Here is a 19,846-nt window from a genome sequence, read left to right as displayed (position 1 = left end):
CGTGTCAAAATCTACAGCAGAACTGGTTATCGAACGCTTCTATGCCTCACTTGATCAGGAGGTCGAAACCTCATTAACCCCGGAACAGAAGCGCGGAATTGAGCAGGCGCTGATCCATACCAATCTGGCGACGCGCCACCGGCTCGATTTTCGCCATAGTTTCCCTTTCCTCCACCGCCGCTATTTCGTGGTGTTTCTCTTTGGCCGGGATCTGCGCAAGGTATCGCGCGAAAGCACACTGGTTGGGCGCATCTTCACTACACTGATCATTACCCTCGCGGTGTTGTTCTGCCTGCTGTCGGTTATGCTGGCACTCTATATGCTGAAATCGGCACTGGGCATCGATGTCTTCACCAATTTCCACGTTGGGATCTGGACGTGGTTTATGGACCTTCATGACAAAATGACAAGGTGAAATAAAATGCCGATGTCGTCTCTGCGTAAAGCGCCATTGTTTCGTGCACTGCTGCTGGCGGGTTTGCTGATGTCAGGCCCTGCGGGTGCTGTCACCACGGTGGTTTCACCTCTGGCCTTCGACGGCCTGTTGACCAATCCGGGCATGGGTGTTGCCAGTTTTCATGACGGCTATGGTCAAAAACCTACTCTTGCGCAGTATCCCGACACCGGCTTTGAATACGAGCGTTTTTACTGGAGCGAGCTGGAGCCACAGGAAGGGGTTTATAATTTCGCCCTCATCGACAACGCTTTCGCCGTTGCCGCCAGACACCAGCCGGCGATGAACGTCGGTCTGCGCTTTATGGCGCTTGATGAACCGCTAACCGGGTCGAAAATCCCCGCATGGCTGATTACCAAAGGCATTAAAGGACAGTGGGTTGAGAACCATAAAACCTTCGTGCCGGATCTCAGCGACCCCACCTTCATCGCCTACGCACAGAAACTGATCGGCGCCATGGGTAAACGCTACGATGGAAACCCGGAGCTGGCATTTATTGATATCGGCATGGTCGGTTCGTGGGGGGAATGGCACAACTCTAACTTTCCTGACGTACCGAAATTGCTGGATAAATACACGCCCGCGCAGCTCAATCGTTATGTCGATATGCATTTTGATAGCTTCCCGAAAACCCCGAAAGTGATGCTCATTAGCGGCGGTGACTCGCTGGCATGGGCCAGCCGCCGGGGTGCTGGCTGGCGCGCGGACTGCTGGGGCGACTGGCGTAATTTCTCAACCGAGTGGAGCCACATGCGCGATGATTACCCGCAGCGTCTGGCTGCCGCGCAGGCCGCCGAGCCGGGCTTTAACGACAGCTGGAAACGAGCGCCGGTTAGCCTTGAGATTTGCGGCTATATGACCGAATGGCAAACCGTGCAGCACTATACCCGCGCAGAAGTCCAGGCGACCTTCGATTGGGCGTTGCAGCAGCACGCCAGTACGCTGAATATCAAATCGCGACCGATCCCCACGGAATACCGCGACATTGTTGATAAAGCCTTACTGCGCATTGGCTATCGCTATCGGGTGAATAAGCTGACGTTTGATACCCCGCTTCAGATTGGGCAACCGCTGACGCTGACCGTTAACTGGCGTAATGACGGCGTTGCACCGGCGTATCTTGCTTATCCGGTGCAGTGGCGCGTGGTTAATGCCGCAGGCACAACCGTTCTGAAGCAGAAAACGCCGGATGATATCCGCCGCTGGTTGCCGGGCGATATTCAAAGCCGCGTGGTGCTGGCGCTGCCTGCCTCCCTGCCCGCCGGCAATTATTCGCTGCAAACGGCAATCACCGATGCCCAGGGCGCACCGCGAGTCCAGCTTGCTAACAAAGGGAAAACCACTGATGGCTGGTATCAGATGGCCACTTTTGCTATCAGGTAAGTCAACAGAAAGTCGATGAGGTGAGGATATTCCCAGAGTCTGTCTGTTCATACCATTCAATTTACGGGGGTGGCACCGAGTGAGCTATGCTGTTGTTTATTCTGTATACAGCCAACAATAGCCATATTAAAATCATGGATTACTTAACTCAAATGGAGATTGTGGTTATGGCTATTCCGGCTTATTTATGGCTTAAAGACGATGGAGGCGCAGATATCAATGGTTCTGTCGACGTTCAGGATCGAGAAGGTAGTATTGAGATTCATAGTTTTGCCCACGGCCTGCATCTGCCCACGGACAACATGACGGGTAAAATTACAGGTAACCGAGTTCATAGCGCAATGACGTTCGAAAAGGAGTTCGATTCATCAAGTCCCTACCTTTATAAGGCTGTCGCAAAAGGCCAAACGCTAGATAGTGCCGAATTTAAGTGGTACCACATTAACGATGCAGGACAGGAGGTTGAATACTTCAACATGCTGCTGGAAGGCGTCAAAGTCGTATCGATCTGCCCGTTGATGCATAACTGCAAAAATGCTGGGTTTCTTCCCCGCATATTCAGGTTTTGAGGGCAGATACAGGAACAACCCGGACTCAGTGAGTATACCGAGCAAAGGCCCGTTACCTTCCGGAAAATATTACATTGTCAGCCGTCCCAGTGGAGGGCTCAGGACGATGATACAGGACTGGGCTGCAACGAAATATAGTGGTTCAGACCGTTCCATCTGGTTCGCACTCTATCGCGATGACGGGAAAATTGACGACTGGACTTTTATTGATCTCGTCGAGCGAGGACACTTCAGGTTACATCCCGCGGGATACATGGGAGTTAGCGAAGGTTGTATCACGTTACCCAGCCCTTCACATTTTGCAATTTTACGGGAAGCTTTATTGAGAACGCCTACAATGCAGGTCACAGCTGCTTTGACGGCTTACGGAACGGTACAGGTTTACTGATGAAGGCGATCCATATTGCCCTATTGTGGGCAGCATCATTCCTGGTTTATGCGGTTATTCTGATCCTGATGTATGCTTTCGTACCTCAAGGCAAACTTTTCGCATTTTACAGTGATTTCTCTGGCCCGGTTCCCGGCGCCGAATGGGACAGCATTATTAGCAATGTCATCATTCTGGGAAGCGCAGCAATAACTTTCCTGCTTGTATGGGCAGTTGCGTTTATTTTTTTAAAAAAACGGAAAGGCTGAAACACCACTGACCCGGTCACGCTGGCCGGGTCCCTCTTCCCTCCCAGGTCATTTTTCGCAGCAATACACGCAGCTATGAACCCATGCTCAGGATAAACGTTCGCAGTTTAACTGTTCCTGATAACCGTTGCGTATCTCGCCTGCGACATAAGGCTGAGGTTTACCAAACAGATATCCTTGTGCAAAATCGCAGCCCAGCGCCTGAAGACTCTCCAGCTGTTCCTGCGTTTCAACACCTTCGGCAATAGCCTTCATATTCAGTGATTTGGCCATGCCTGTAATCAGTTTGATAATGTTAATGGCGTCTTCCTGAGTGGAAAGCGTATGGACAAAAGACTTGTCTATCTTGATCTTATCAAAGGCAATTCGACTCAGTCGCGAAAGTGAAGAGTATCCCGTACCAAAATCATCGATGGAGATTTTCACCCCCAGAGATCTAAGCTTGCTAAGGGTATTCATCGGCGTCGTGCTCTCCGTAAAGAGAGAGGACTCAGTCACTTCCAGTTCAAGGCGTTCATTCGGAAGTCCTGTTTCTTTCAGGATGGACAGCACCACGCTGGCAAAAGTTTTGCTGCTAAGCTGAACAGGCGAGACATTGACTGAAATTTTCGCCGGAACCGCCCAGGTCGCGGCTTCCCGACAGGCCATTTCGAGCACCGATTTCCCCATCTCGTTGATCATGCCTGTTTTTTCAGCGACCGGAATAAAGCTATCCGGTGACAGAATCCCCTTCAGTGGATGTATCCAGCGAATAAGGGCTTCATAGCTGTAAATTTCCCGGCTAAATGAATCAACAATAGGCTGATAGTAAACCACGAACTCTTTGTTCACGATTGCCATGGCCATATCATGTTCGAGGGTTCTGCTTTCTTGCAGTTTGTCTAACATGCGCTGGCGGAAGACTTTTATCTTTCCTGAACCTTCATTTTTGGCTTCATAAAGCGCCAGATCGGCAAATTTATACAGAAAGTCAGATCGGCGTTCCGTGTCTGAAATAACAATACCCACACAGGTGGTGATATTAATAATAGTGTTATAAATCGTGTACGGCTGATTGATAAATTCGCAGATTTTTTGAGCGCGGGAAACCGCCTGGCTTTCTGTCAGGCCACTCGAAAGAAATGCAAACTCATCCCCACCTAAGCGGTAAAGCGTATCTGTAGCAAGGCTCATCGACTCCAGACGGTGGGAGATCTGGCGTAATAAAATATCACCAGCATCGTGCCCGTACGTATCGTTGACCTCTTTGAATCGATCTAAATCAAACAACATGACAACCACAGACTGATTATCTTTTTTCGCCACTTCGATGGTTTTAGTTAAATTTTCCCAGAAGAAATGGCGGTTATTCATCTCGGTGAGAGAGTCGTGGTAGACGTCATACTCCAGTTTTGTGTTCTGGATTTGCAGTTTTTCTTTCGATTTCTGCAACTCTTCGGCAAGGCTTTTAACCTGAAGATGCGCCTTCAGAATATTTCTGTTTTGGTAGAATATCAGCACGCCTAATATCGCACTGAGTATTATTAGCAGTACCGACGTCGCCGAATAAATATAGTACAGCGTTTGAATATTGTGGTTCGCATTATTAATCGAGTTAACATCTTTATCTAATGCACCAGATGAGAGACGGCTTAGCGGCGAGTCAAGCTCATGCATGACTTTCAGGTACTCTTTGATGTCCGAACGGTTCATTTTCTCAAGATGAACATCCAGATATTCAAGCGTACTTTGCAGTTGTAAAGCCAGTTCACGATGCTCTTTATTGCTGTCTATATAATGCCCTAAATCGCCGCCTTTCATTAAATCACTCTGGCTGAGCATAATGTCGAGACGCAGGCGTACGTCATCGAGGTCCATCGTATCCACAAAAGTGTAAAGACCAAGCCATGACTCAAAACGGTAATATTCTGACACCAGCTGGGCAGCAGACCATGAGTCGGTGTAGCGACTCAGCGTCTGCAACTCTTGTTGCCTTTCATGCACAAGGAACGATATATACCCTGTAGATATAAAAAGGGAAAATATGATGCCAGCCAGTATTCTGTTCATGATTCTCCTCTGAACTCTTACTCAATACTCATACGGCTGACCTGCCATGCTGAACGTGAATAATAAATCTGATTATTCAGCTCAGGCAAACTGTCATAGGGATACACAATGAAGAACGGACCTTTATCACGGACACGCATATATTCCCCATTGATTTTGAAAGCAAGGATCACATTGTAATTCTTGAAATCACTGAGAGGGATAACGGTAGTATAGTCATTGAGCGCGGTGACTTTAACAACAGTCCCTTTCGCCCCAACATAATCCATGAGCTTTTGCATGGAAATACCCGTAAAAGTCGTACGCCCATTATACCAGGGTGACGTAGTCTGGAAGCTGACCACGCCCAGTTTCTCAAGGGTAGCGATATCAAAAACGGCTTTGCCGTTTTCATTGGTATTTTCTATTTTACCGGACATGGTTAAAAGGACTTTACCGGTAGGTTTGGTAAGTTCACCAGCCCAGACCTGAGTGCCGACTACCAGGCTTAACAACATGACAATTAAACGCATTCTAACCTCACCTATCTACCGGATGTTAAAGGATTATAATTTAGATATCATGCCTTTAGTATATGCTGCCTGGCTAATCTTGTTGCAATAAGTTCAACAACATTTTAACCGAGTAGAATCAATGAGTTATAACATGTCATTTTTTAAATATTAATTAATAAATGTCGGCACTGTTATTTGATGTACGATTAATCCTAGTGTTTCTGTACAAAAAACAAGCCACCAGTTTAGGTAGTACAATGATGGTCTACTAATTTGAAGGTTTATTAACTTGTGCAGCCTCCGGGGCGTTACGAGTCACTGCTGCCGTTTAATTAATAACTAACCCTGCATATCAAAGCCGGATTTTTGAAAATCCCGATAAACGTCCAGGTTGGTAAAGGCCGGGAACTGTGCTTTTTGTGCAGCCGATAGTACGGCCTCGCAATAGGCTTTATTGCCGTTGCTGGTTGATATGCTTAACGCCGTTCCATCTTTGGCAAACGCCAGATGCAGCCGGCATTTCTTCCCTTTCCAGCGTTGCGGATCATCAATTTTGGCATTGACTGCATCTCTGATTGCCCGCGCCTGCGCCCCCCATTGATCGTTGTCATCCCAGCGGCCAGAACCGCAACTACCCGTTGCCGTGGTCTTATGACATCCTGACGGGTGTAACGGTGCGCACCCTGTTGCCATGCTGGCTACTACGGCCAGCATCACGATTGTCTTCACCCTTGTACTCGAACTAAGCCTTTTCATCCCCTTTCCCTTATTTCTGCGCAATCGCCGCGCTGAAGCAATCTTCATCTACCGTCAGGCTGGCAATTTAGTGACGTTTGGGTTATTTGCTATTTTCTCCCGTTATTGCGTTGAATGGATCTCATCAGCCAGCATGTGCATTTGCGCTTTCAGCCAGTTCGTCACGCCTCGCTTACCGCTGCGTTTATGTGAATAAATCTTCACTTCAAACGGGCGGATTGCGAACGGCAGCTGGAAAATCCGGATATCCGTTGCCGGAACCAGCTTCTCAGCGGCATATCGCGGGATTGCCATCAGCAGATCGCTCTGGGCAACGATAAACGGCGCGCTGAGCATCGACGGGGTTTTGATAGCAATTTGCCGGGTATGCCCCATCTGCTCGAGCTGTAGATCCAGAACGCCCTGCTTTTCATTCCATGGCGTCACCACCAGATGGCGGGCGGCGAGATAATCCTCCAGCGTCAGTTGTGTCCGGCTGGTATTACTAATGACGACATACTCATCTTCAAACCAGCTTATCTCATCCAGTTCCGGGTGGCGGATATCATCCGACGTGCTGAACCCAAGCGCCAGGTCCACTTCCCCCGCCAGTAGTTCCGTTAGTGCCGGGCTATGCGGCAAATAGCATAACTCCAGGCGCAAACCTGGCGCCTCATGCTGCAACTTGTGCATCAGCGCCGGGAAAATACAAAACGCGGTGAAATCGGTAATCGCAATTTGTAATGACTCCGTGCTCACAGAGGCTTCAAATTCCGGCTGTGGCGTCAGCTCGTGATTGAGGAATTTCAGTGTCGATGCAATCGCAGGCGCAAGCTGGGTGGCATACACACTGGGGCACATGCGATGGCCTTCCCGATAAAATAACGGATCGTTGAGGGTAATACGCAGACGCGACAGCGCATGGCTCAGCGCCGATGTGCTCATCGCCAGTTCATCCGCGGCCAGCCGCACAGAGCTGTGGCGGTAAATCGCGTCAAAAACAGGAAGAAGGTTTAAATCAAGACGCCTCAGAGTTGGATGCATAATATTCATCATTTGTTGATTTCATTGCACTTAATTCTTCTGACGATAACCCTTATGCTTAACCCCATCAACATAAAGCAGAACAAACAGGAAAACTCATGAGCATCACAATTCGTCAGGCCCGCCCGGAAGATGCAACCGCAATCTACGATATGATTTATGAGCTGGCCGTGTACGAAAAGGCACCGCAAGAGGTTGTCACCACGCCAGACGAGATCCGGGAAACACTTTTCGCCGCAGGCAGTAAAACCGAAGCGCTGATCGCTGAGAGTGAAGGTAAAGCCGTGGGATATGCCGTGTTCTTCACCAGCTATTCAACATGGCTTGGTCGTAACGGTATTTATATGGAAGATTTGTATGTTTCCCCGGATTATCGAGGCCAGGGCGCGGGAATCGCGTTACTGAAAAACATCGCGCAATGTGCGGTACAGCGCCAGTGTGGCCGCCTGGAATGGAGTGTTCTGGACTGGAACCAGCCAGCCATTGATTTCTATCTGAGCATCGGCGCGCTGCCGCAATCTGAATGGGTTCGCTATCGCCTTGATGGCGAAGCATTGCTCAAATTTGCAGGGTAAATACATCCCCCTCTGACTCACCCACTGAATCGGCGGGCCTGCTACCATAGCGTTCATGTACGGGCACACAAAACGGTGCCCGGTACTCCGCGGGTTACTTTAATCAGACGCTTCAGCAAGTAATGCAGCCTGCACCGCAGGCCGCGCATGGATCCCTGCCATGTAGGCTGATAGCACGGGCCAACCTTGCAGGTCGATGGCGAAGAATTTACACCAACCCAGCACCGTGAAAAGGTAGGCATCAGCAACACTGAACGCCGAACCCATCAGATAGGTTTTACCGTTGAGTTGATCCTCAAGAAAATTGAACCGCCGGAACAGCTTTTCGCGATAAATCAATTTGACCTCGTCGGGCAGCGAGGAATTGAATAACAGCGCCGAGCCCGCATGTATCTCGCTGGTAATAAAGTTAAGCCATTCCTGGAGACGTACCCGATCCCAGGAGCCTGCTCGCGGAGCCAGCCCGCTTTCCGCTTTAAGATCTGCAAGATACTGCACAATCGCCGGACCTTCTGTGAGTACCTCTCCATCGTCAAGTTCAAGTGCTGCGACATAACCTTTAGGATTAATGGTCAGGAAATCGCGACCGTCAGCGGTGCGCTTACTCCGGTTGTCCACTTTAACCAGTACAAACTCAAGCTCCAGTTCGCGCAACACAATGTGTGGTGAAAGTGAGCAGGTATCAGGGGCGTAATAGAGTCTCATGGTGTCTCCTTTGAATTGAATGTTTTTTAACGATGCTTAATACGTTTCTGAAACACTCTGCTTAATGAGAATCTTGCTGTAAAATTAATTGTTCATAATTTAACTATTAGCTGAGCTACTGATACTCATGATGAATCTTTTGCACTGGCGCTTACTGGTTGCAGTCGCGGATGCCAACAATATTTCGCGCGCCGCGGAGGAAATTGGCATGACGCAATCAGGTGCCAGCCAGGCTATCGCCCAGCTGGAGGCTTCCCTTGGGTTTTCTGTCTTTACACGTGAGCGGCGGAATATTGGCGTCACAGCCCTCGGCGAGCAGGTTGTCGCACATGCAAGGAGCATGATATTGCAGCTGAATGCGATCCGTTTGCTGGCAGACGAGAACCGGGAGCTAAACAGCGGACGCATTCGCCTGGCCAGTTTTCCCTCAGTAACCGCCACATTTTTGCCCAGATTATTGCGGGACTTTAAACGTCTCTATCCCGGTATTGAGGTGGTGATCCTGGAAGGCACGGACGAGGAAGTTGAGGTGTGGCTGGCGCAAGACACGGTTGAACTTGGGGTCGTCATGAACCCTGCGCCTGGGCGCGCAAAGGTTGTTTTAGGAAAAGATGCCTGGGTCGCGGTAATGCCGGCTCGCCATCCTCTGGCAGGTTTCGCAAAAACATCCGGCATAACGCTAGAAGAACTGGCAGACCAGCCCTTTATTCTTGCCACCGGAGGGTGTTTAGTGAATGGGCAAAGCCTGATGGAAAATGCTGGCTTACAGTTAACTGACGTGCGCGTAAAAGTTCGCGATTGGGTCAGTGCCTGCTTGCTGGCTGGAGAAGGTATGGGCGTCGCACTTGTCCCTGAATCAGCCCTGCCGGAGACGTTGCACGGTCTGTGTGTCGTCCCCCTTGCCCCTGCCCTGTATCGTGAATTTGGACTGGTTTGTTCGCCGTCGGGAAATGCATCTGCTGCGACGCAGGCGCTACTCAACGGTCTGGGTAAATGAGGTTTACGACTTGGCATGGTTGAGCAGAGAATCAGCGCGGGTTGCGTCGGAGACGTTGACGTTTAAAACCGCTGACCGTTTGCTGTTTACAGTTCAAGTGCGGCAAGAACGGCGGCTTCCATTTTCTCCGGCGTGGTGAACGGGGCAAAACGCTTAAGTGGTTTACCATCGCGCCCGATCAGGAACTTAGTGAAGTTCCACTTGATTCGCCCGCCCAGCACACCGGGTAATTCGTTTTTCAGATACCGAAACACCGGATGGGCCGCGGTTCCGTTGACCTCGACTTTCTCGAACATCAGGAAGCTCACACCGTAGTTGATGTGGCAGGTCTGCGCGATGTCATCGGCATTGCCGGGCTCCTGTTTGCCGAACTGGTTACAGGGGAAACCCAGTACCACCAGCCCCTGGGCAGCGTATTTCTTGTAGAGCGTTTCAAGGCCGGCATATTGCGGCGTAAAGCCACACTGGCTGGCGGTATTCACGACCAGAACGACCTTGCCCGCGTAGTCGGCCATTGGAATCAGCTGGCCGCCCAGACTGGTGGCTGAAAATTGATGGAAGGTGGTCATATCGGGCTCCTCAAAGCAGAATCCGTTCGAAATCGACTTGGCAACTTAGCGTGTTGCTGTCAGAGCAGGTCTGAAATAGTGTGTGTTACATCTTTGCAAAGTCGAACGAAAAGAACAACAACCCCTCACCCTTTGACCCTCTCTTTTGGGCTAACCACTATAAAGTGGGTTGTGCGTGTTTCCCACGCAACGAAACAACGAGATAACTCAATTTTGTCATTCACAGGGAATTCATTAATACCCTTATCGATTCTTCATACAAATATGAGGTGACGCTCATTTTATAAATCTGGCGAGTCATATCCTGTGAATAATTCTCAGGAGGTAAAAATATGAAAAAGCTTCTGATATGTTGTTTGTTTGGCAACACAGCAAATTCTCTCGCCAAAAAGATACAGTTACTGGCAGAAAACAAGGGGCATCCTCTCATTGTGGGTGCGGTGGGTCTGGATAATTTTGCCAGCGTGGCGCCCGCTTTCGACGGATTTCTCATTGCCCCGCATATTCAGTATAAGGCCGCTGAGATTAAAGCAACCGTTGGAGACGCTCGTCCTATTGCTGTGATTGAAAGCCTGGCCTATGCCTCACTCGATGCGGAAAAAGTTTTAGCGTTTGTGATGGCACAGATGCCAGAACTGGCGGCCTGACACCCAAGGCCGTAGGGAACATTGAAATTGCGTCATAACGTTATGATATAAAAATAAAAAGGGAGCAGTGTTTACTGTTCCCTTTCTTTTATTCGTCAATCGATTATTTCAGCGAGTTGACGGCCTGTAAAATGACGTTTGCCACGGCATCTGGCTGAGAGATATGGGGTTTTCTGACGTCGAATAACATTGCATCAACCCGCTGAACCCACAGCGAAGTGCGGACCTGAAGACGTCAAAGTGCTTTCTGCTGACTTCAGAAGTTTAACGCCGCCTGCCCCATCACGTTGCATTGAATGATCACTTGTGATGAAGTCGTGAGGCTTTTGCGGGATAACGCACTGGCTTACAAACCCAGATCAGATAAGCCCGGATGATCGTCAGGACGACGCCCCAGCGGCCAGAAGAACTTGCGCTCGCTTTCTTTGATAGGCATGTCATTGATACATGCGAAACGACGCTTCATCAGGCCGTCGGCCTCAAATTCCCAGTTTTCGTTACCGTAAGAGCGGAACCAGTTACCTGAGTCATCATGCCACTCGTATGCGTAACGGACGGCAATGCGGTTTCCGCCAAACGCCCACAGCTCTTTGATGAGGCGGTACTCAAGCTCTTTTTTCCACTTACGGGCGAGGAACCCTTCAGCTTCTTCACGATTATTTGCAAATTCAGCACGGTTACGCCATTTGGTATCCAGCGAGTAAGCCAGCGCAACTTTTGCCGCGTCGCGGGAATTCCAGCCATCTTCAGCCAGACGGACTTTCTCGATAGCGGTTTCCAGTGTAAATGGCGGAAGCGGCGGGCGTACTTGTGTATCAGTCATGGTATAACCCCAGTCATTTTCGGTTTACAGGTAATAGAAATTTTCGTTACTCAGGCCCCGGCAGAGGCCCGTTCCAGCAAAATTTTTGCAACGTCCCGGGCGTCGTCAGCGGCGTTCCGATCGCCCATCACATATGTCGTGGTAATCGCCCCCTCCACGAGCACCAGCAGTTGCCTGGCCAGAACATCGGGGCGTTCGATATTTAACTGCCCGCAGAGTTCTCGCGCGTAATCCAGCAGTTTCTGCTTATGCATTTTCGCAATCTGGCGAACGGGATCGTCCGGATCTCCCACCTCCCCGGCAGTGTTGATAAAGGCACAGCCCCGGAAGCCTTCAGACTCAAACCAGCTTTTCAGAACCGTAAACATGTTCAGAATGCGCTCCTGAGGCGTTTCGCCTTTATCAGACTCGCTTTTAAACCACTGCATCCACCGTTCGTCACGCTCATTCAACGCGGCAGATGCCACGTCCTCTTTGTTCGCGAAATGGCGATAAATACTCTTCCTTGCGACGCCGGAACTCTTCACCAGAAGATCCATGCCCATGGCGTGGATTCCGTTCTGGTAGATAAGCTGTTCAGCGGTGGCGAGGATTTTTTCTCGTGTATCACTTGGCTTCTTGTTCATGCGCTAAAGGTAGAACGATCGTTCTACCTGGTCAAGCGCTTGTTTTGCAGAATGTTGATAACGACGGGATAAAAATTAAAAAAAATATTTAAATCAATCTGTTGAAAGGGTGAGATTTTACTTCCTGGAATTAACTTTGCGGGTATTAAGCACGTTATCAGGTGATAATCTGTCTCCAGTCAACCTGCCTGACTGACCCATGGACAATGTCCACTCCTGGCACAAAGCGGAATGCCTGGAGTGCCACAAGGTCTGCTGTGAGCGAGGAGCGGGCCTTCTGCTTGCAACCGATGCCCATGGCTAGCAGTGTTAAAGAAGCTACAGGAGAAAGGCAAATATTGTTCGGAGGGTAACGCACTGATGCATAAACTCAGCATTATCCCTTCTGGGATTGCAGTACGAAACGTTATATAGTGAAATATATAACGCAATTCACACATGAAGAAGATAATTGATGAACCTATATATGTTTTATATCGGTGGTAACGCTGGCAAATCCAATATTGAGGTGCATGATATTCAGTTTGTCGCTGCAAACAAACCAGAAGACGCTTGGCCCGTCCTTCGCGATGTATGGTTTGGCGATAAAGATAAAATCCATATCGACGGTTATAGCCGTATCACCTGGGCTGATGGTTATTCCATCACTCTTTCCACTGAGCCCTCTCGTTCAGCGAACAAGTTATTTTTCGTCAATGCGGGCGGCTACAGGTCTGATACGCTTGCTGAGTTACACGAGTTCGATTTATTTGTGGCCGAAAATGCCCAACAGGCCAAAATAAAAGCATTAAAGACACTGCTATGTGCTACGGCCCATCAGCATAAAGATAACCTGAAGGATGTAGACGATTGCCTACTACTTGAAAAAATTGGTGAGTTTTTTATTAATTTGATTCCATGCGATTCAGGAAGTCGTGATCAACCAGAATGGCAAGGTTATCAACCGATAGGTGTCTGACACCATAAACATAAACCCGGCGGACGTCCGCTCCTGGCACGGAGCGGACTTACCTAAAACAGTAGCTACAACAGATAACCCTACAAAGGTTACATTATGTTTTTTGGGGCAGAGGAAATGCAAATGAACAGCTATGTAATCTTCATCAAAGGCGATGAGTCCAAAGTAATAATAAAGAAGCAATTGACGCGTGATATTTCTAAGAACCTGAAAGCTAATGGTTTTACCCGATATCCTTATACAATAGATGCAGAAAACGAAAAAAATGCACTGCAAATACTAAACAAACAAGGTCAGGAACACTTGAACACGCTTTCTGAATTCTCAGGGAATATCTTTTTCTACTGTGCTGTTTTAGTGATTAGCCTGGTCGTGGCACTTATTTTATCTCGGTAAATGTTTTTAATAATTCATGCTATAAGTATCCCTGCAAACTAGCCATGGTTATTAGAGTTCAAATCTATCTCATCGGGTGGGCTTATAGCATGGCTATGGATTTCCCCTGCCACCGGAATAGCTATTTCATCAACTGAACAACCTTACCATACGATCCAACTCATCTTCTCTTACCGCTTTTGAAAGATAATAACCTTGAAAGTTTTTAATACCTAAATCGACGAGTTTATCAAATTTTTCTTTGCTATCGACACCTTCTGCTATGCAGTCTCTTCCCGTTATATCGCTATAAAACTGCATCGCTTTAATAAGATTATAATCATTGTCATTGGCAACAAAGTTATCCACGATATCTCGGTCGAGTTTCAGCCCATCAAAATGAATGTGACGCACGGGAAACATAGTATAATGGCTTGAAAAGCAGTCATCCAAAAATAGTCGACAGCCAGTATTACGCAAGCGCTGCATCGTTTTGGCGATCGCGCTATCTTTCGTAACATCAATGGATTCAGCAAACTCAAACACCAGTTTTTCTGACCACAGCGATTTAGACAACATTTCAGTGGCTTTTTTTGCCATACCTGGCAGCGAATTACCGGAGGCAAGTTGCGGAGGAATATTCACCGAAAAATAGTACTTCCCATTGTATTTATTAATACCTGATATAGCCGCATGGATAACCAACGCGGTGAGTTTAAGCCAGATTTCAACATTTGAAATATCACGTAAAAAACTTGCTGGTTTCAGGATCTTTCCATTTTTATTCCAGCGCAAAAGAATTTCAAAGCCTACAACCTTTTTATAGCGATCGGTAATAACTTGATACGCCGGGAATATTTCTTTGTTAAGTAAGGCATTAAAAATCGCCATTTCATGGCTGGATAGTATATTTTTTTCATTTTTCCGGGTTATAACGTTTTCCATTCTGGTGGCTGTAAGATCGCTCAACCACAGCTGAATTTGATGTAATTTTTTTAAGCCTTCCTTTCTATGGGTATAAATTGTTTTATCCGACAAGCCTGTTACTTCACACTGTTTTTTCACAGTCATGCCACGATAGCAATTGAGCAAAATATCCAACTCTCGCTTCGTTAACCCTTTCAATATATTTTTAGAGGTGAGTCCAGAATACGTCTCGCACAATGGACGAGAGCAATTTTTTACCGCAAGTGAGTTATCGTTAATACACGCCATAATGTCCGAAATATTGGCTACCCGGATCATGGATAATTTGAGTTTATTGTCCAGAAGGCTTCCAAGCGTACGCAGCAGCCAGCTGTCCGGTATTTCCCCGTAAAGCGTGACGCGTTTTAATACCGGCAGTTCATTGAGAACCGAAGCAAGCTTCTTGAGGCTCTCAAGGAGGTTAACAATGTCTCTCCCAAGAAAAACAGAAATCACACTACATTGATTTAAAATGATATTTTCAATATCATGGCGGCTAACCTCCTCACCATCAAACTGGATATGAGACGCCTTTACGCCCTGCTCTTCAAGTAACAGGCTGTATCCCTGGAATGTGAAACCGCAGGCTGATATGACAAACTCTTGCTCATAACGAGCAGCACTTTTGCAAATATTATTATGGGCCATAACCTGCTCCCTGGTAAAAGAACACGATTTCTCATGCAGAATAAAACCGTCGATTTACGAATACTACAACGCTGAAGTTAACCCGTTATAATAAATAATGTTACAGCACTCCCAACAGTTTATAAACAGTAATTAACGTTATGAGACAGAACATCTTTGCGTTAATCAACCCCAGCACCTATACGCAGCATAAATATAATAATCCTTTCAAATAACGACGGTAAATATTTCATTATCGATGTATAATAATGGGCCGAACAGAAGACGGATTATTTCACTTCATCAGTTCGTTAAAATAAGAGAGAAACGCTATGGATAATCACATCTCATCCAGGGCTTTGCTACATCGAAGGGAAGTTATTAAGAGCAACCCACGATTTAGCGAAGCAATAATAGAGCACTACACCATTAATGACACCATCTACAAAAAACAACCTTTGTTTTATAAAACAATGCTACAGGAATCTCGTTTCAATATTATTCTCTCAATGTGTTGTTTTATATTCGGCAATCAAGCCGAATCGGTTTCAGAGATAAAGGAGTTATGCTCGCGATACAAAATCGCCAGTCCTAACAGTGTTATCGCAATCATCACATTACTTCGAACGACGGGACGCATTAAGACCTGGCGATGTACAGAAGATAGACGAAAAACAATTATCGAACCAACGCAAAAAGGATTAGATGAACTTAAACGCTATATGTCTGGCGCGTTTTCGCCCGTGAATATTTTATACCCAGCATTTAATATAAACGTTAACATGTTAGATAATGATTTATTGAGGAATAATTTCTTCCGCCGTGCAGCAGAATATCTTTTTCGCGGTGTAACGTTCAAAAAGATTTTACCTGAGGTAGGTTTGTTTATTGATAAAGATGGAGGCCGTATGATTATGTTGTATCTTTACCTACAAGCTATTAAAAACAAAACAGCACACGGCGCCACAATTGATTATTCATCGAGCACACTTGCAAAAGAGTTTTTTGTCTCACGTATTCATGTCAATCGGATAATCAAATCGGCACAAGAGATGGGTTATCTTAAAGCTCGGGGTGATGGTCGTATGTCGATCTACCCGGCATTTATTGAGCTTGTTGAAAATTATTCCGGGTTATATTTTGCTTATGTGACTCATTACATCAACTTTGTTCCCAAAGAAAAACGTCCAGTCACTAGCATGATACCCACTGTATAACAACAATGGCGTTCGGTTAACTGAACGCCATTTTTTTTATCTTTCCCTCAATGCCTCTTTCGCTTTGTTCAACGGTTTCAGCAGGTAATCAATAATGGTTTTGCTCCCCGTTTTGATATCAACGGTGGCTATCATGCCCGGGAACACCGGGAATTCCTTGCCCTGCCTATTGGTCAGATGGTTGCTGTCGGTGCGAATGTAAACGCGATAGTAGTAAACATCCCTTTTCACCTCATCCTGAAGGGTATCCGGTGAAATCATCGTCACTTCCCCTTCCAGCCCGCCGTAGATTGAGTAGTCATAGGCCGTAATTTTGACCATCGCTTTTTGCCCGGGATGGATAAAGGCCACATCGCGAGGCGAGATTTTCGCTTCAATCACCATCTGGTCATCAAGCGGTACCAGACTCATCAGTTTGCCGTTGGGAGGAATGACCCCGCCCACCGTGGTGACATCAATATCTTTGACTATCCCGCGGACCGGCGCGTTAAAGGTCAGGCGAGTCAGAGAATCTTCACGCCCTTTCATGACCGAGCGCTGTGCTTCCATTTCTGCGTTCGCTTTCGCCAGTTCTTCACGGGCGCGAACGTAGTACTGGTTTTTCATCTCGGTGATTTTGCTCTCTAGCTCATTTTTTTGGCGTTCAAGGCGTAAGACTTCGACCTTACTGGCCGCTCCCTGCGTCACCAGCGGACGCGTTAATGCCAGTTCACGCTGCACAAGATCCGCTCCCTGGCGTAAACCCGCCAGCCCTTTTTCAAGACTTTCTCGACGTGACTGAAAAAGCGCAGTTTCCTGTTTGACCAGCTCAACGTCGTCATCCAGTTCTGCCGGGAATTTGAGTTCCGTGTCGTTCACCTCAGCATTCAGACGCGCGGCCGTCGCCATTGCAGCATTTAATCGAGACTCACTCTCCAGCACGCTGGACTCGGTTTTCGTCCGGTCCAGTTGGGCAAGCTGTTGACCACGCTCCACGATATCGCCTTCGCGCACCATCAGACTGTGGATAATCCCCCCTTCCAGGGACTGGATCACCTGCTCGTGGGAGGACGGGATCACCTTCCCGCTGCCGGTGGTCACTTCATCGAGATCGAACAGGCTCGCCCAGGTGATAAAGACCACCAGCAGAGCAAACAGGGACCATGCCACCAGCGTGGCGCGCGGCAGGCGCGGCTCTTTGAGACGGCTGTTAAAGCGGGAGAAATCATTCATGCCACGCTCTCCTTTTTCATGGTGACGGTACGCTGCGGAGCTTTCTGCGGCGCCATGCCGTGCTGGCTCAGGATGGCGTCACGCGGGCCATCCATCACCACTTTGCCGTTTTCCAGGACGATGATGCGGTCAACCAGGTCCAGAATCGGCAGACGATGCGTCGCCACCACCAGCGTCCGGCGCTTGCCGAGCCACTGGTGAAGATGCTGGATAAATTGCTTCTCACTAACCTCATCCAGCCAGGCAGTGGGTTCATCCAGCAGCAGAATGTTTGGTGACGTGATCAACGCGCGCGCCAGCAATAACGCCTGACGCTGCCCGCCGGATAACCCTGCACCACCTTCGTTGATGATGTAGTTCAGCCCCATTTTCTGCTTACGCACAAACTCCAGTGCGCCGCTGTTGACCAGCGCCTGATGAATTTCCTCGTCTGTCGCCAACGGGTTGCCCATCAGGATGTTGTCGCGTACGGAGCCAAAGAACAGCCGCGCCTGCTGGCTGAGCAACTGCATATCGCGACGTACGTCCGCCGGGTCCAGATGATTCAGCGCGATATCATCCAGCAAAATGCTGCCCTGCTGCGGCTCCTGCATTCCCGCCAGCAGGTGCAGTAAGGTGCTTTTTCCCGAACCATTTCGCCCGAGCACCGCCACGCGCTCCCCGGCTCGAATGTGCAGTTTGCTGATGTTCAGCACGGTGAGTTTCTCTTCTTCGTCGTAATAAAACCCGACGTCGTCGAGCTGGTAATCACCACGCAGGTGGGCTTTGTGCACCTTTTTGCCATGCTGTGGGTCGTCTATCGGGCGCTGCATCAGATCGTCCAGCCCCTTGCGGGCCACCTTTGCCGACTGCCAGCGGGAGAGCACGCCGGAAATCTGCGAAAGGGGCGCGATGGTGCGGGACGCCAGAATGGAGGTTCCCACCAGCGCACCGGTGGTCATGTCGCCGCTGATGACCAGATAACAACCCACCAGCAGTACCACCGCGTAGACGATGGACTGCACTTCCTGAGTCCAGGTCAGCAGTAACCCCGTCAACCAGCGCTGCTTCATGCCGACGCTGGCGGCAACATCATTGGTGTTATTCCACTGGTTCTGAAAACGCTGTTCGGCACGCATCAGCTTGATGTCTTCCAGGCCCTGCACCGCTTCCACCAGCGTGGCGTTACGAATCGCCGATTCACGCATCCCTTCACTGGAGAGTTTTCCCAGCGGGCGCTGCACCAGCAGGCCAGGAATAAGCAGTAGCGGCACGGCCAGCAGTACCACCAACACCAGCGGGCCACCAATCATCCACAAAATAAAGACGAACAGCAGGAAGAACGGCAGATCGGATATGGCGGCAATAGTGGTGGAGGTGATCAGCTCCCGCACCGACTCCAGCTCCCGGATCTGAGCGATAAACGACCCGGTCGATTTCGACCGTGCACCGTTTTTAATCCTCAGAGCATGGGCAAATACGCGCTCGGAAATACGCAGGTCGGCACGTTTACCCACCACGTCCGAAATATGCACCCGCATCATGCGCATAATGAATTCAAAAACGATGGCAATCATCACGCCGCCAAACAGCACCCATAGCGTAGCCTCCGACTGCGAGGGCACTACCCTGTCATACACCTGCATGGAAAAAACCATGCCGGAGAGCGCCAGCACATTGGCGACCAGCGCCACCAGCATAATGTCGCTATAGCGGCGCCAGTCCTTCAGCGCCAGCTGCCAGAACCAGTTTTTCTCATAGGGTTTAATGTAATCATCCACGCGCGCATCCGGTGTGGACTCCAGCGGACGCAATACCATCAGCCCTTTTAACCGCGAACCAAGTTCCTCACGCGTCAGCGTCGTTTCCAGGCCTCCGTCGCCGCTAAACTGCAGGCTGACGTTCCCTTCGTTGTCCATACGGTTGATGACCGCGATTTGCCCGCCGATGAACTCCGCCAGCAGCGGCAAACGCCACGGATCGAGCGATACAGCTTCAGCCGTCACCATACGCATCCCCAGCCCAAGCTGGCGCGCCATCTCCTCCAGCACCAGCTGGCGGGGAGACTGACTTTCATGGTTAATCGTGACCCGAACATGCTCCGCCGAAAAATCCAGCCGATAGTGCTTCGCGATAATGAGCATGCCCTGCAACCAGGGTTCGTACTGTGGATGTGTCTTCATAATGCTACGTCCTGTTCAGGGCG

At 48.9% G+C, this 19,846-nt stretch carries 22 protein-coding genes; 11 read left to right on the top strand and 11 right to left on the bottom strand.

All coding sequences use genetic code 11. The features are described from left to right. Position 1 precedes the first annotated feature (1 nt). From M987_RS16310 to M987_RS16290, 5 genes are all read left to right on the top strand, one after another. Positions 2–415 (top strand): hypothetical protein, encoded by a 414-nt coding sequence (locus M987_RS16310; protein WP_014070206.1) that lies wholly within the window; start codon positions 2–4, stop codon positions 413–415. Positions 416–421: 6 nt separating this feature from the next. Next, positions 422–1,837 (top strand): DUF4832 domain-containing protein, encoded by a 1,416-nt coding sequence (locus M987_RS16305; RefSeq protein WP_014070205.1) that lies wholly within the window; start codon positions 422–424, stop codon positions 1,835–1,837. Positions 1,838–2,004: 167 nt separating this feature from the next. Continuing rightward, positions 2,005–2,406 carry an Hcp family type VI secretion system effector gene (locus M987_RS16300; RefSeq protein WP_080562857.1) on the top strand — a complete coding sequence of 134 codons (402 nt, stop codon included), beginning with the start codon at positions 2,005–2,007 and terminating at the stop codon, positions 2,404–2,406. After that, on the top strand, positions 2,372–2,794 hold the full coding sequence (locus M987_RS16295; protein ID WP_014070203.1) for a DUF2778 domain-containing protein: 423 nt from the start codon (positions 2,372–2,374) through the stop codon (positions 2,792–2,794). The genes M987_RS16300 and M987_RS16295 overlap by 35 nt, the downstream gene beginning before the upstream one ends. Next, positions 2,794–3,042 carry a hypothetical protein gene (locus M987_RS16290; RefSeq protein WP_014070202.1) on the top strand — a complete coding sequence of 83 codons (249 nt, stop codon included), beginning with the start codon at positions 2,794–2,796 and terminating at the stop codon, positions 3,040–3,042. Before M987_RS16295 ends, M987_RS16290 begins: the two co-directional genes overlap by 1 nt. 87 nt (positions 3,043–3,129) lie before the next feature. Here the strand turns inward: M987_RS16290 and M987_RS16285 are convergent, their stop codons facing one another. The 4 genes from M987_RS16285 to M987_RS16270 form a co-directional block, all read right to left on the bottom strand. After that, positions 3,130–5,091: a putative bifunctional diguanylate cyclase/phosphodiesterase gene (locus M987_RS16285; protein WP_014070201.1), complete on the bottom strand. Its 1,962-nt coding sequence runs from the start codon at positions 5,089–5,091 to the stop codon at positions 3,130–3,132. Positions 5,092–5,108: 17 nt separating this feature from the next. Next, entirely contained in the window at positions 5,109–5,603 is a 495-nt protein-coding gene (locus tag M987_RS16280) for a putative pterin-binding protein (protein ID WP_014070200.1), read from the bottom strand. A gap of 321 nt (positions 5,604–5,924) precedes the next feature. Beyond that, on the bottom strand, positions 5,925–6,341 hold the full coding sequence (locus M987_RS16275; RefSeq protein WP_014070199.1) for a cell envelope integrity TolA C-terminal domain-containing protein: 417 nt from the start codon (positions 6,339–6,341) through the stop codon (positions 5,925–5,927). Positions 6,342–6,443: 102 nt separating this feature from the next. After that, complete coding sequence (locus M987_RS16270) at positions 6,444–7,376, bottom strand: LysR family transcriptional regulator (protein WP_014070198.1); 933 nt, start codon at positions 7,374–7,376, stop codon at positions 6,444–6,446. An 86-nt stretch (positions 7,377–7,462) separates the two neighbouring features. Here M987_RS16270 and M987_RS16265 point away from each other — a divergent pair, with 86 nt between their 5' ends. Further along, the gene (locus M987_RS16265) at positions 7,463–7,939 is read left to right on the top strand and encodes a GNAT family N-acetyltransferase (RefSeq protein WP_014070197.1); all 477 of its coding nucleotides are present in this window, start codon (positions 7,463–7,465) and stop codon (positions 7,937–7,939) included. Between the two features lie 99 nt (positions 7,940–8,038). Here the strand turns inward: M987_RS16265 and gstA are convergent, their stop codons facing one another. After that, entirely contained in the window at positions 8,039–8,644 is a 606-nt protein-coding gene (gene gstA / locus M987_RS16260; RefSeq protein ID WP_014070196.1) for a glutathione transferase GstA, read from the bottom strand. A 127-nt stretch (positions 8,645–8,771) separates the two neighbouring features. Between gstA and M987_RS16255 the strand changes: the two genes are divergently transcribed. Further along, positions 8,772–9,641: a LysR family transcriptional regulator gene (locus M987_RS16255; RefSeq protein ID WP_014070195.1), complete on the top strand. Its 870-nt coding sequence runs from the start codon at positions 8,772–8,774 to the stop codon at positions 9,639–9,641. An 86-nt stretch (positions 9,642–9,727) separates the two neighbouring features. Here the strand turns inward: M987_RS16255 and M987_RS16250 are convergent, their stop codons facing one another. Beyond that, positions 9,728–10,210 carry a glutathione peroxidase gene (locus tag M987_RS16250; protein ID WP_014070194.1) on the bottom strand — a complete coding sequence of 161 codons (483 nt, stop codon included), beginning with the start codon at positions 10,208–10,210 and terminating at the stop codon, positions 9,728–9,730. Between the two features lie 332 nt (positions 10,211–10,542). Here M987_RS16250 and M987_RS16245 point away from each other — a divergent pair, with 332 nt between their 5' ends. Next, a complete protein-coding gene (locus M987_RS16245; RefSeq protein WP_014070193.1) occupies positions 10,543–10,857 on the top strand; it encodes a PTS sugar transporter subunit IIB in 315 nt (104 codons plus the stop codon). 346 nt (positions 10,858–11,203) lie between these two features. Here the strand turns inward: M987_RS16245 and M987_RS16240 are convergent, their stop codons facing one another. Both M987_RS16240 and M987_RS16235 read right to left on the bottom strand, forming a co-directional pair. Next, positions 11,204–11,680, bottom strand: coding sequence for a nuclear transport factor 2 family protein (locus M987_RS16240; RefSeq protein WP_014070192.1), 477 nt, complete (start codon positions 11,678–11,680; stop codon positions 11,204–11,206). A 50-nt stretch (positions 11,681–11,730) separates the two neighbouring features. Then, positions 11,731–12,306, bottom strand: coding sequence for a TetR/AcrR family transcriptional regulator (locus M987_RS16235; protein WP_014070191.1), 576 nt, complete (start codon positions 12,304–12,306; stop codon positions 11,731–11,733). Between the two features lie 454 nt (positions 12,307–12,760). Between M987_RS16235 and M987_RS16230 the strand changes: the two genes are divergently transcribed. Together M987_RS16230 and M987_RS16225 are read left to right on the top strand one after the other, a co-directional pair. Then, the gene (locus M987_RS16230; protein ID WP_014070190.1) at positions 12,761–13,264 is read left to right on the top strand and encodes a DUF1543 domain-containing protein; all 504 of its coding nucleotides are present in this window, start codon (positions 12,761–12,763) and stop codon (positions 13,262–13,264) included. A gap of 123 nt (positions 13,265–13,387) precedes the next feature. After that, entirely contained in the window at positions 13,388–13,660 is a 273-nt protein-coding gene (locus M987_RS16225) for a hypothetical protein (RefSeq protein ID WP_014070189.1), read from the top strand. A gap of 129 nt (positions 13,661–13,789) precedes the next feature. On the opposite strand, the gene M987_RS16220 is transcribed toward M987_RS16225, so the two are convergent. Beyond that, on the bottom strand, positions 13,790–15,253 hold the full coding sequence (locus M987_RS16220; protein WP_014070188.1) for an EAL domain-containing protein: 1,464 nt from the start codon (positions 15,251–15,253) through the stop codon (positions 13,790–13,792). Between the two features lie 311 nt (positions 15,254–15,564). Between M987_RS16220 and M987_RS16215 the strand changes: the two genes are divergently transcribed. Continuing rightward, positions 15,565–16,449 (top strand): hypothetical protein, encoded by an 885-nt coding sequence (locus M987_RS16215; RefSeq protein ID WP_014070187.1) that lies wholly within the window; start codon positions 15,565–15,567, stop codon positions 16,447–16,449. 36 nt (positions 16,450–16,485) lie between these two features. On the opposite strand, the gene M987_RS16210 is transcribed toward M987_RS16215, so the two are convergent. Together M987_RS16210 and M987_RS16205 are read right to left on the bottom strand one after the other, a co-directional pair. Beyond that, positions 16,486–17,661 (bottom strand): HlyD family type I secretion periplasmic adaptor subunit, encoded by a 1,176-nt coding sequence (locus M987_RS16210; protein ID WP_014070186.1) that lies wholly within the window; start codon positions 17,659–17,661, stop codon positions 16,486–16,488. Next, on the bottom strand, positions 17,658–19,823 hold the full coding sequence (locus tag M987_RS16205; protein ID WP_014070185.1) for a type I secretion system permease/ATPase: 2,166 nt from the start codon (positions 19,821–19,823) through the stop codon (positions 17,658–17,660). The genes M987_RS16210 and M987_RS16205 overlap by 4 nt, the downstream gene beginning before the upstream one ends. Positions 19,824–19,846 lie beyond the last annotated feature (23 nt).

Origin of the sequence: Enterobacter soli ATCC BAA-2102, from assembly GCF_001654845.1 — a bacterium.
Classification (GTDB): Bacteria; Pseudomonadota; Gammaproteobacteria; order Enterobacterales; family Enterobacteriaceae; genus Enterobacter; species Enterobacter soli.
This window is presented reverse-complemented; position numbering and strand designations above follow the sequence as displayed.

Excerpts from the sequence above, each read along its gene's own strand:
- M987_RS16270 (WP_014070198.1), bottom strand. The coding sequence starts at position 7,376 with ATGATGAATATTATGCATCCAACTCTGAGGCGTCTTGATTTAAACCTT.
- M987_RS16290 (WP_014070202.1), top strand. The coding sequence starts at position 2,794 with ATGAAGGCGATCCATATTGCCCTATTGTGGGCAGCATCATTCCTGGTT.
- M987_RS16240 (WP_014070192.1), bottom strand. The coding sequence starts at position 11,680 with ATGACTGATACACAAGTACGCCCGCCGCTTCCGCCATTTACACTGGAA.
- M987_RS16230 (WP_014070190.1), top strand. The coding sequence starts at position 12,761 with ATGAACCTATATATGTTTTATATCGGTGGTAACGCTGGCAAATCCAAT.
- M987_RS16205 (WP_014070185.1), bottom strand. The coding sequence starts at position 19,823 with ATGAAGACACATCCACAGTACGAACCCTGGTTGCAGGGCATGCTCATT.
- M987_RS16275 (WP_014070199.1), bottom strand. The coding sequence starts at position 6,341 with ATGAAAAGGCTTAGTTCGAGTACAAGGGTGAAGACAATCGTGATGCTG.
- M987_RS16285 (WP_014070201.1), bottom strand. The coding sequence starts at position 5,091 with ATGAACAGAATACTGGCTGGCATCATATTTTCCCTTTTTATATCTACA.
- M987_RS16255 (WP_014070195.1), top strand. The coding sequence starts at position 8,772 with ATGATGAATCTTTTGCACTGGCGCTTACTGGTTGCAGTCGCGGATGCC.
- M987_RS16305 (WP_014070205.1), top strand. The coding sequence starts at position 422 with ATGCCGATGTCGTCTCTGCGTAAAGCGCCATTGTTTCGTGCACTGCTG.
- M987_RS16300 (WP_080562857.1), top strand. The coding sequence starts at position 2,005 with ATGGCTATTCCGGCTTATTTATGGCTTAAAGACGATGGAGGCGCAGAT.
- gstA (WP_014070196.1), bottom strand. The coding sequence starts at position 8,644 with ATGAGACTCTATTACGCCCCTGATACCTGCTCACTTTCACCACACATT.
- M987_RS16250 (WP_014070194.1), bottom strand. The coding sequence starts at position 10,210 with ATGACCACCTTCCATCAATTTTCAGCCACCAGTCTGGGCGGCCAGCTG.
- M987_RS16210 (WP_014070186.1), bottom strand. The coding sequence starts at position 17,661 with ATGAATGATTTCTCCCGCTTTAACAGCCGTCTCAAAGAGCCGCGCCTG.
- M987_RS16245 (WP_014070193.1), top strand. The coding sequence starts at position 10,543 with ATGAAAAAGCTTCTGATATGTTGTTTGTTTGGCAACACAGCAAATTCT.
- M987_RS16235 (WP_014070191.1), bottom strand. The coding sequence starts at position 12,306 with ATGAACAAGAAGCCAAGTGATACACGAGAAAAAATCCTCGCCACCGCT.
- M987_RS16225 (WP_014070189.1), top strand. The coding sequence starts at position 13,388 with ATGAACAGCTATGTAATCTTCATCAAAGGCGATGAGTCCAAAGTAATA.
- M987_RS16215 (WP_014070187.1), top strand. The coding sequence starts at position 15,565 with ATGGATAATCACATCTCATCCAGGGCTTTGCTACATCGAAGGGAAGTT.
- M987_RS16265 (WP_014070197.1), top strand. The coding sequence starts at position 7,463 with ATGAGCATCACAATTCGTCAGGCCCGCCCGGAAGATGCAACCGCAATC.
- M987_RS16295 (WP_014070203.1), top strand. The coding sequence starts at position 2,372 with ATGCTGGGTTTCTTCCCCGCATATTCAGGTTTTGAGGGCAGATACAGG.
- M987_RS16280 (WP_014070200.1), bottom strand. The coding sequence starts at position 5,603 with ATGCGTTTAATTGTCATGTTGTTAAGCCTGGTAGTCGGCACTCAGGTC.
- M987_RS16220 (WP_014070188.1), bottom strand. The coding sequence starts at position 15,253 with ATGGCCCATAATAATATTTGCAAAAGTGCTGCTCGTTATGAGCAAGAG.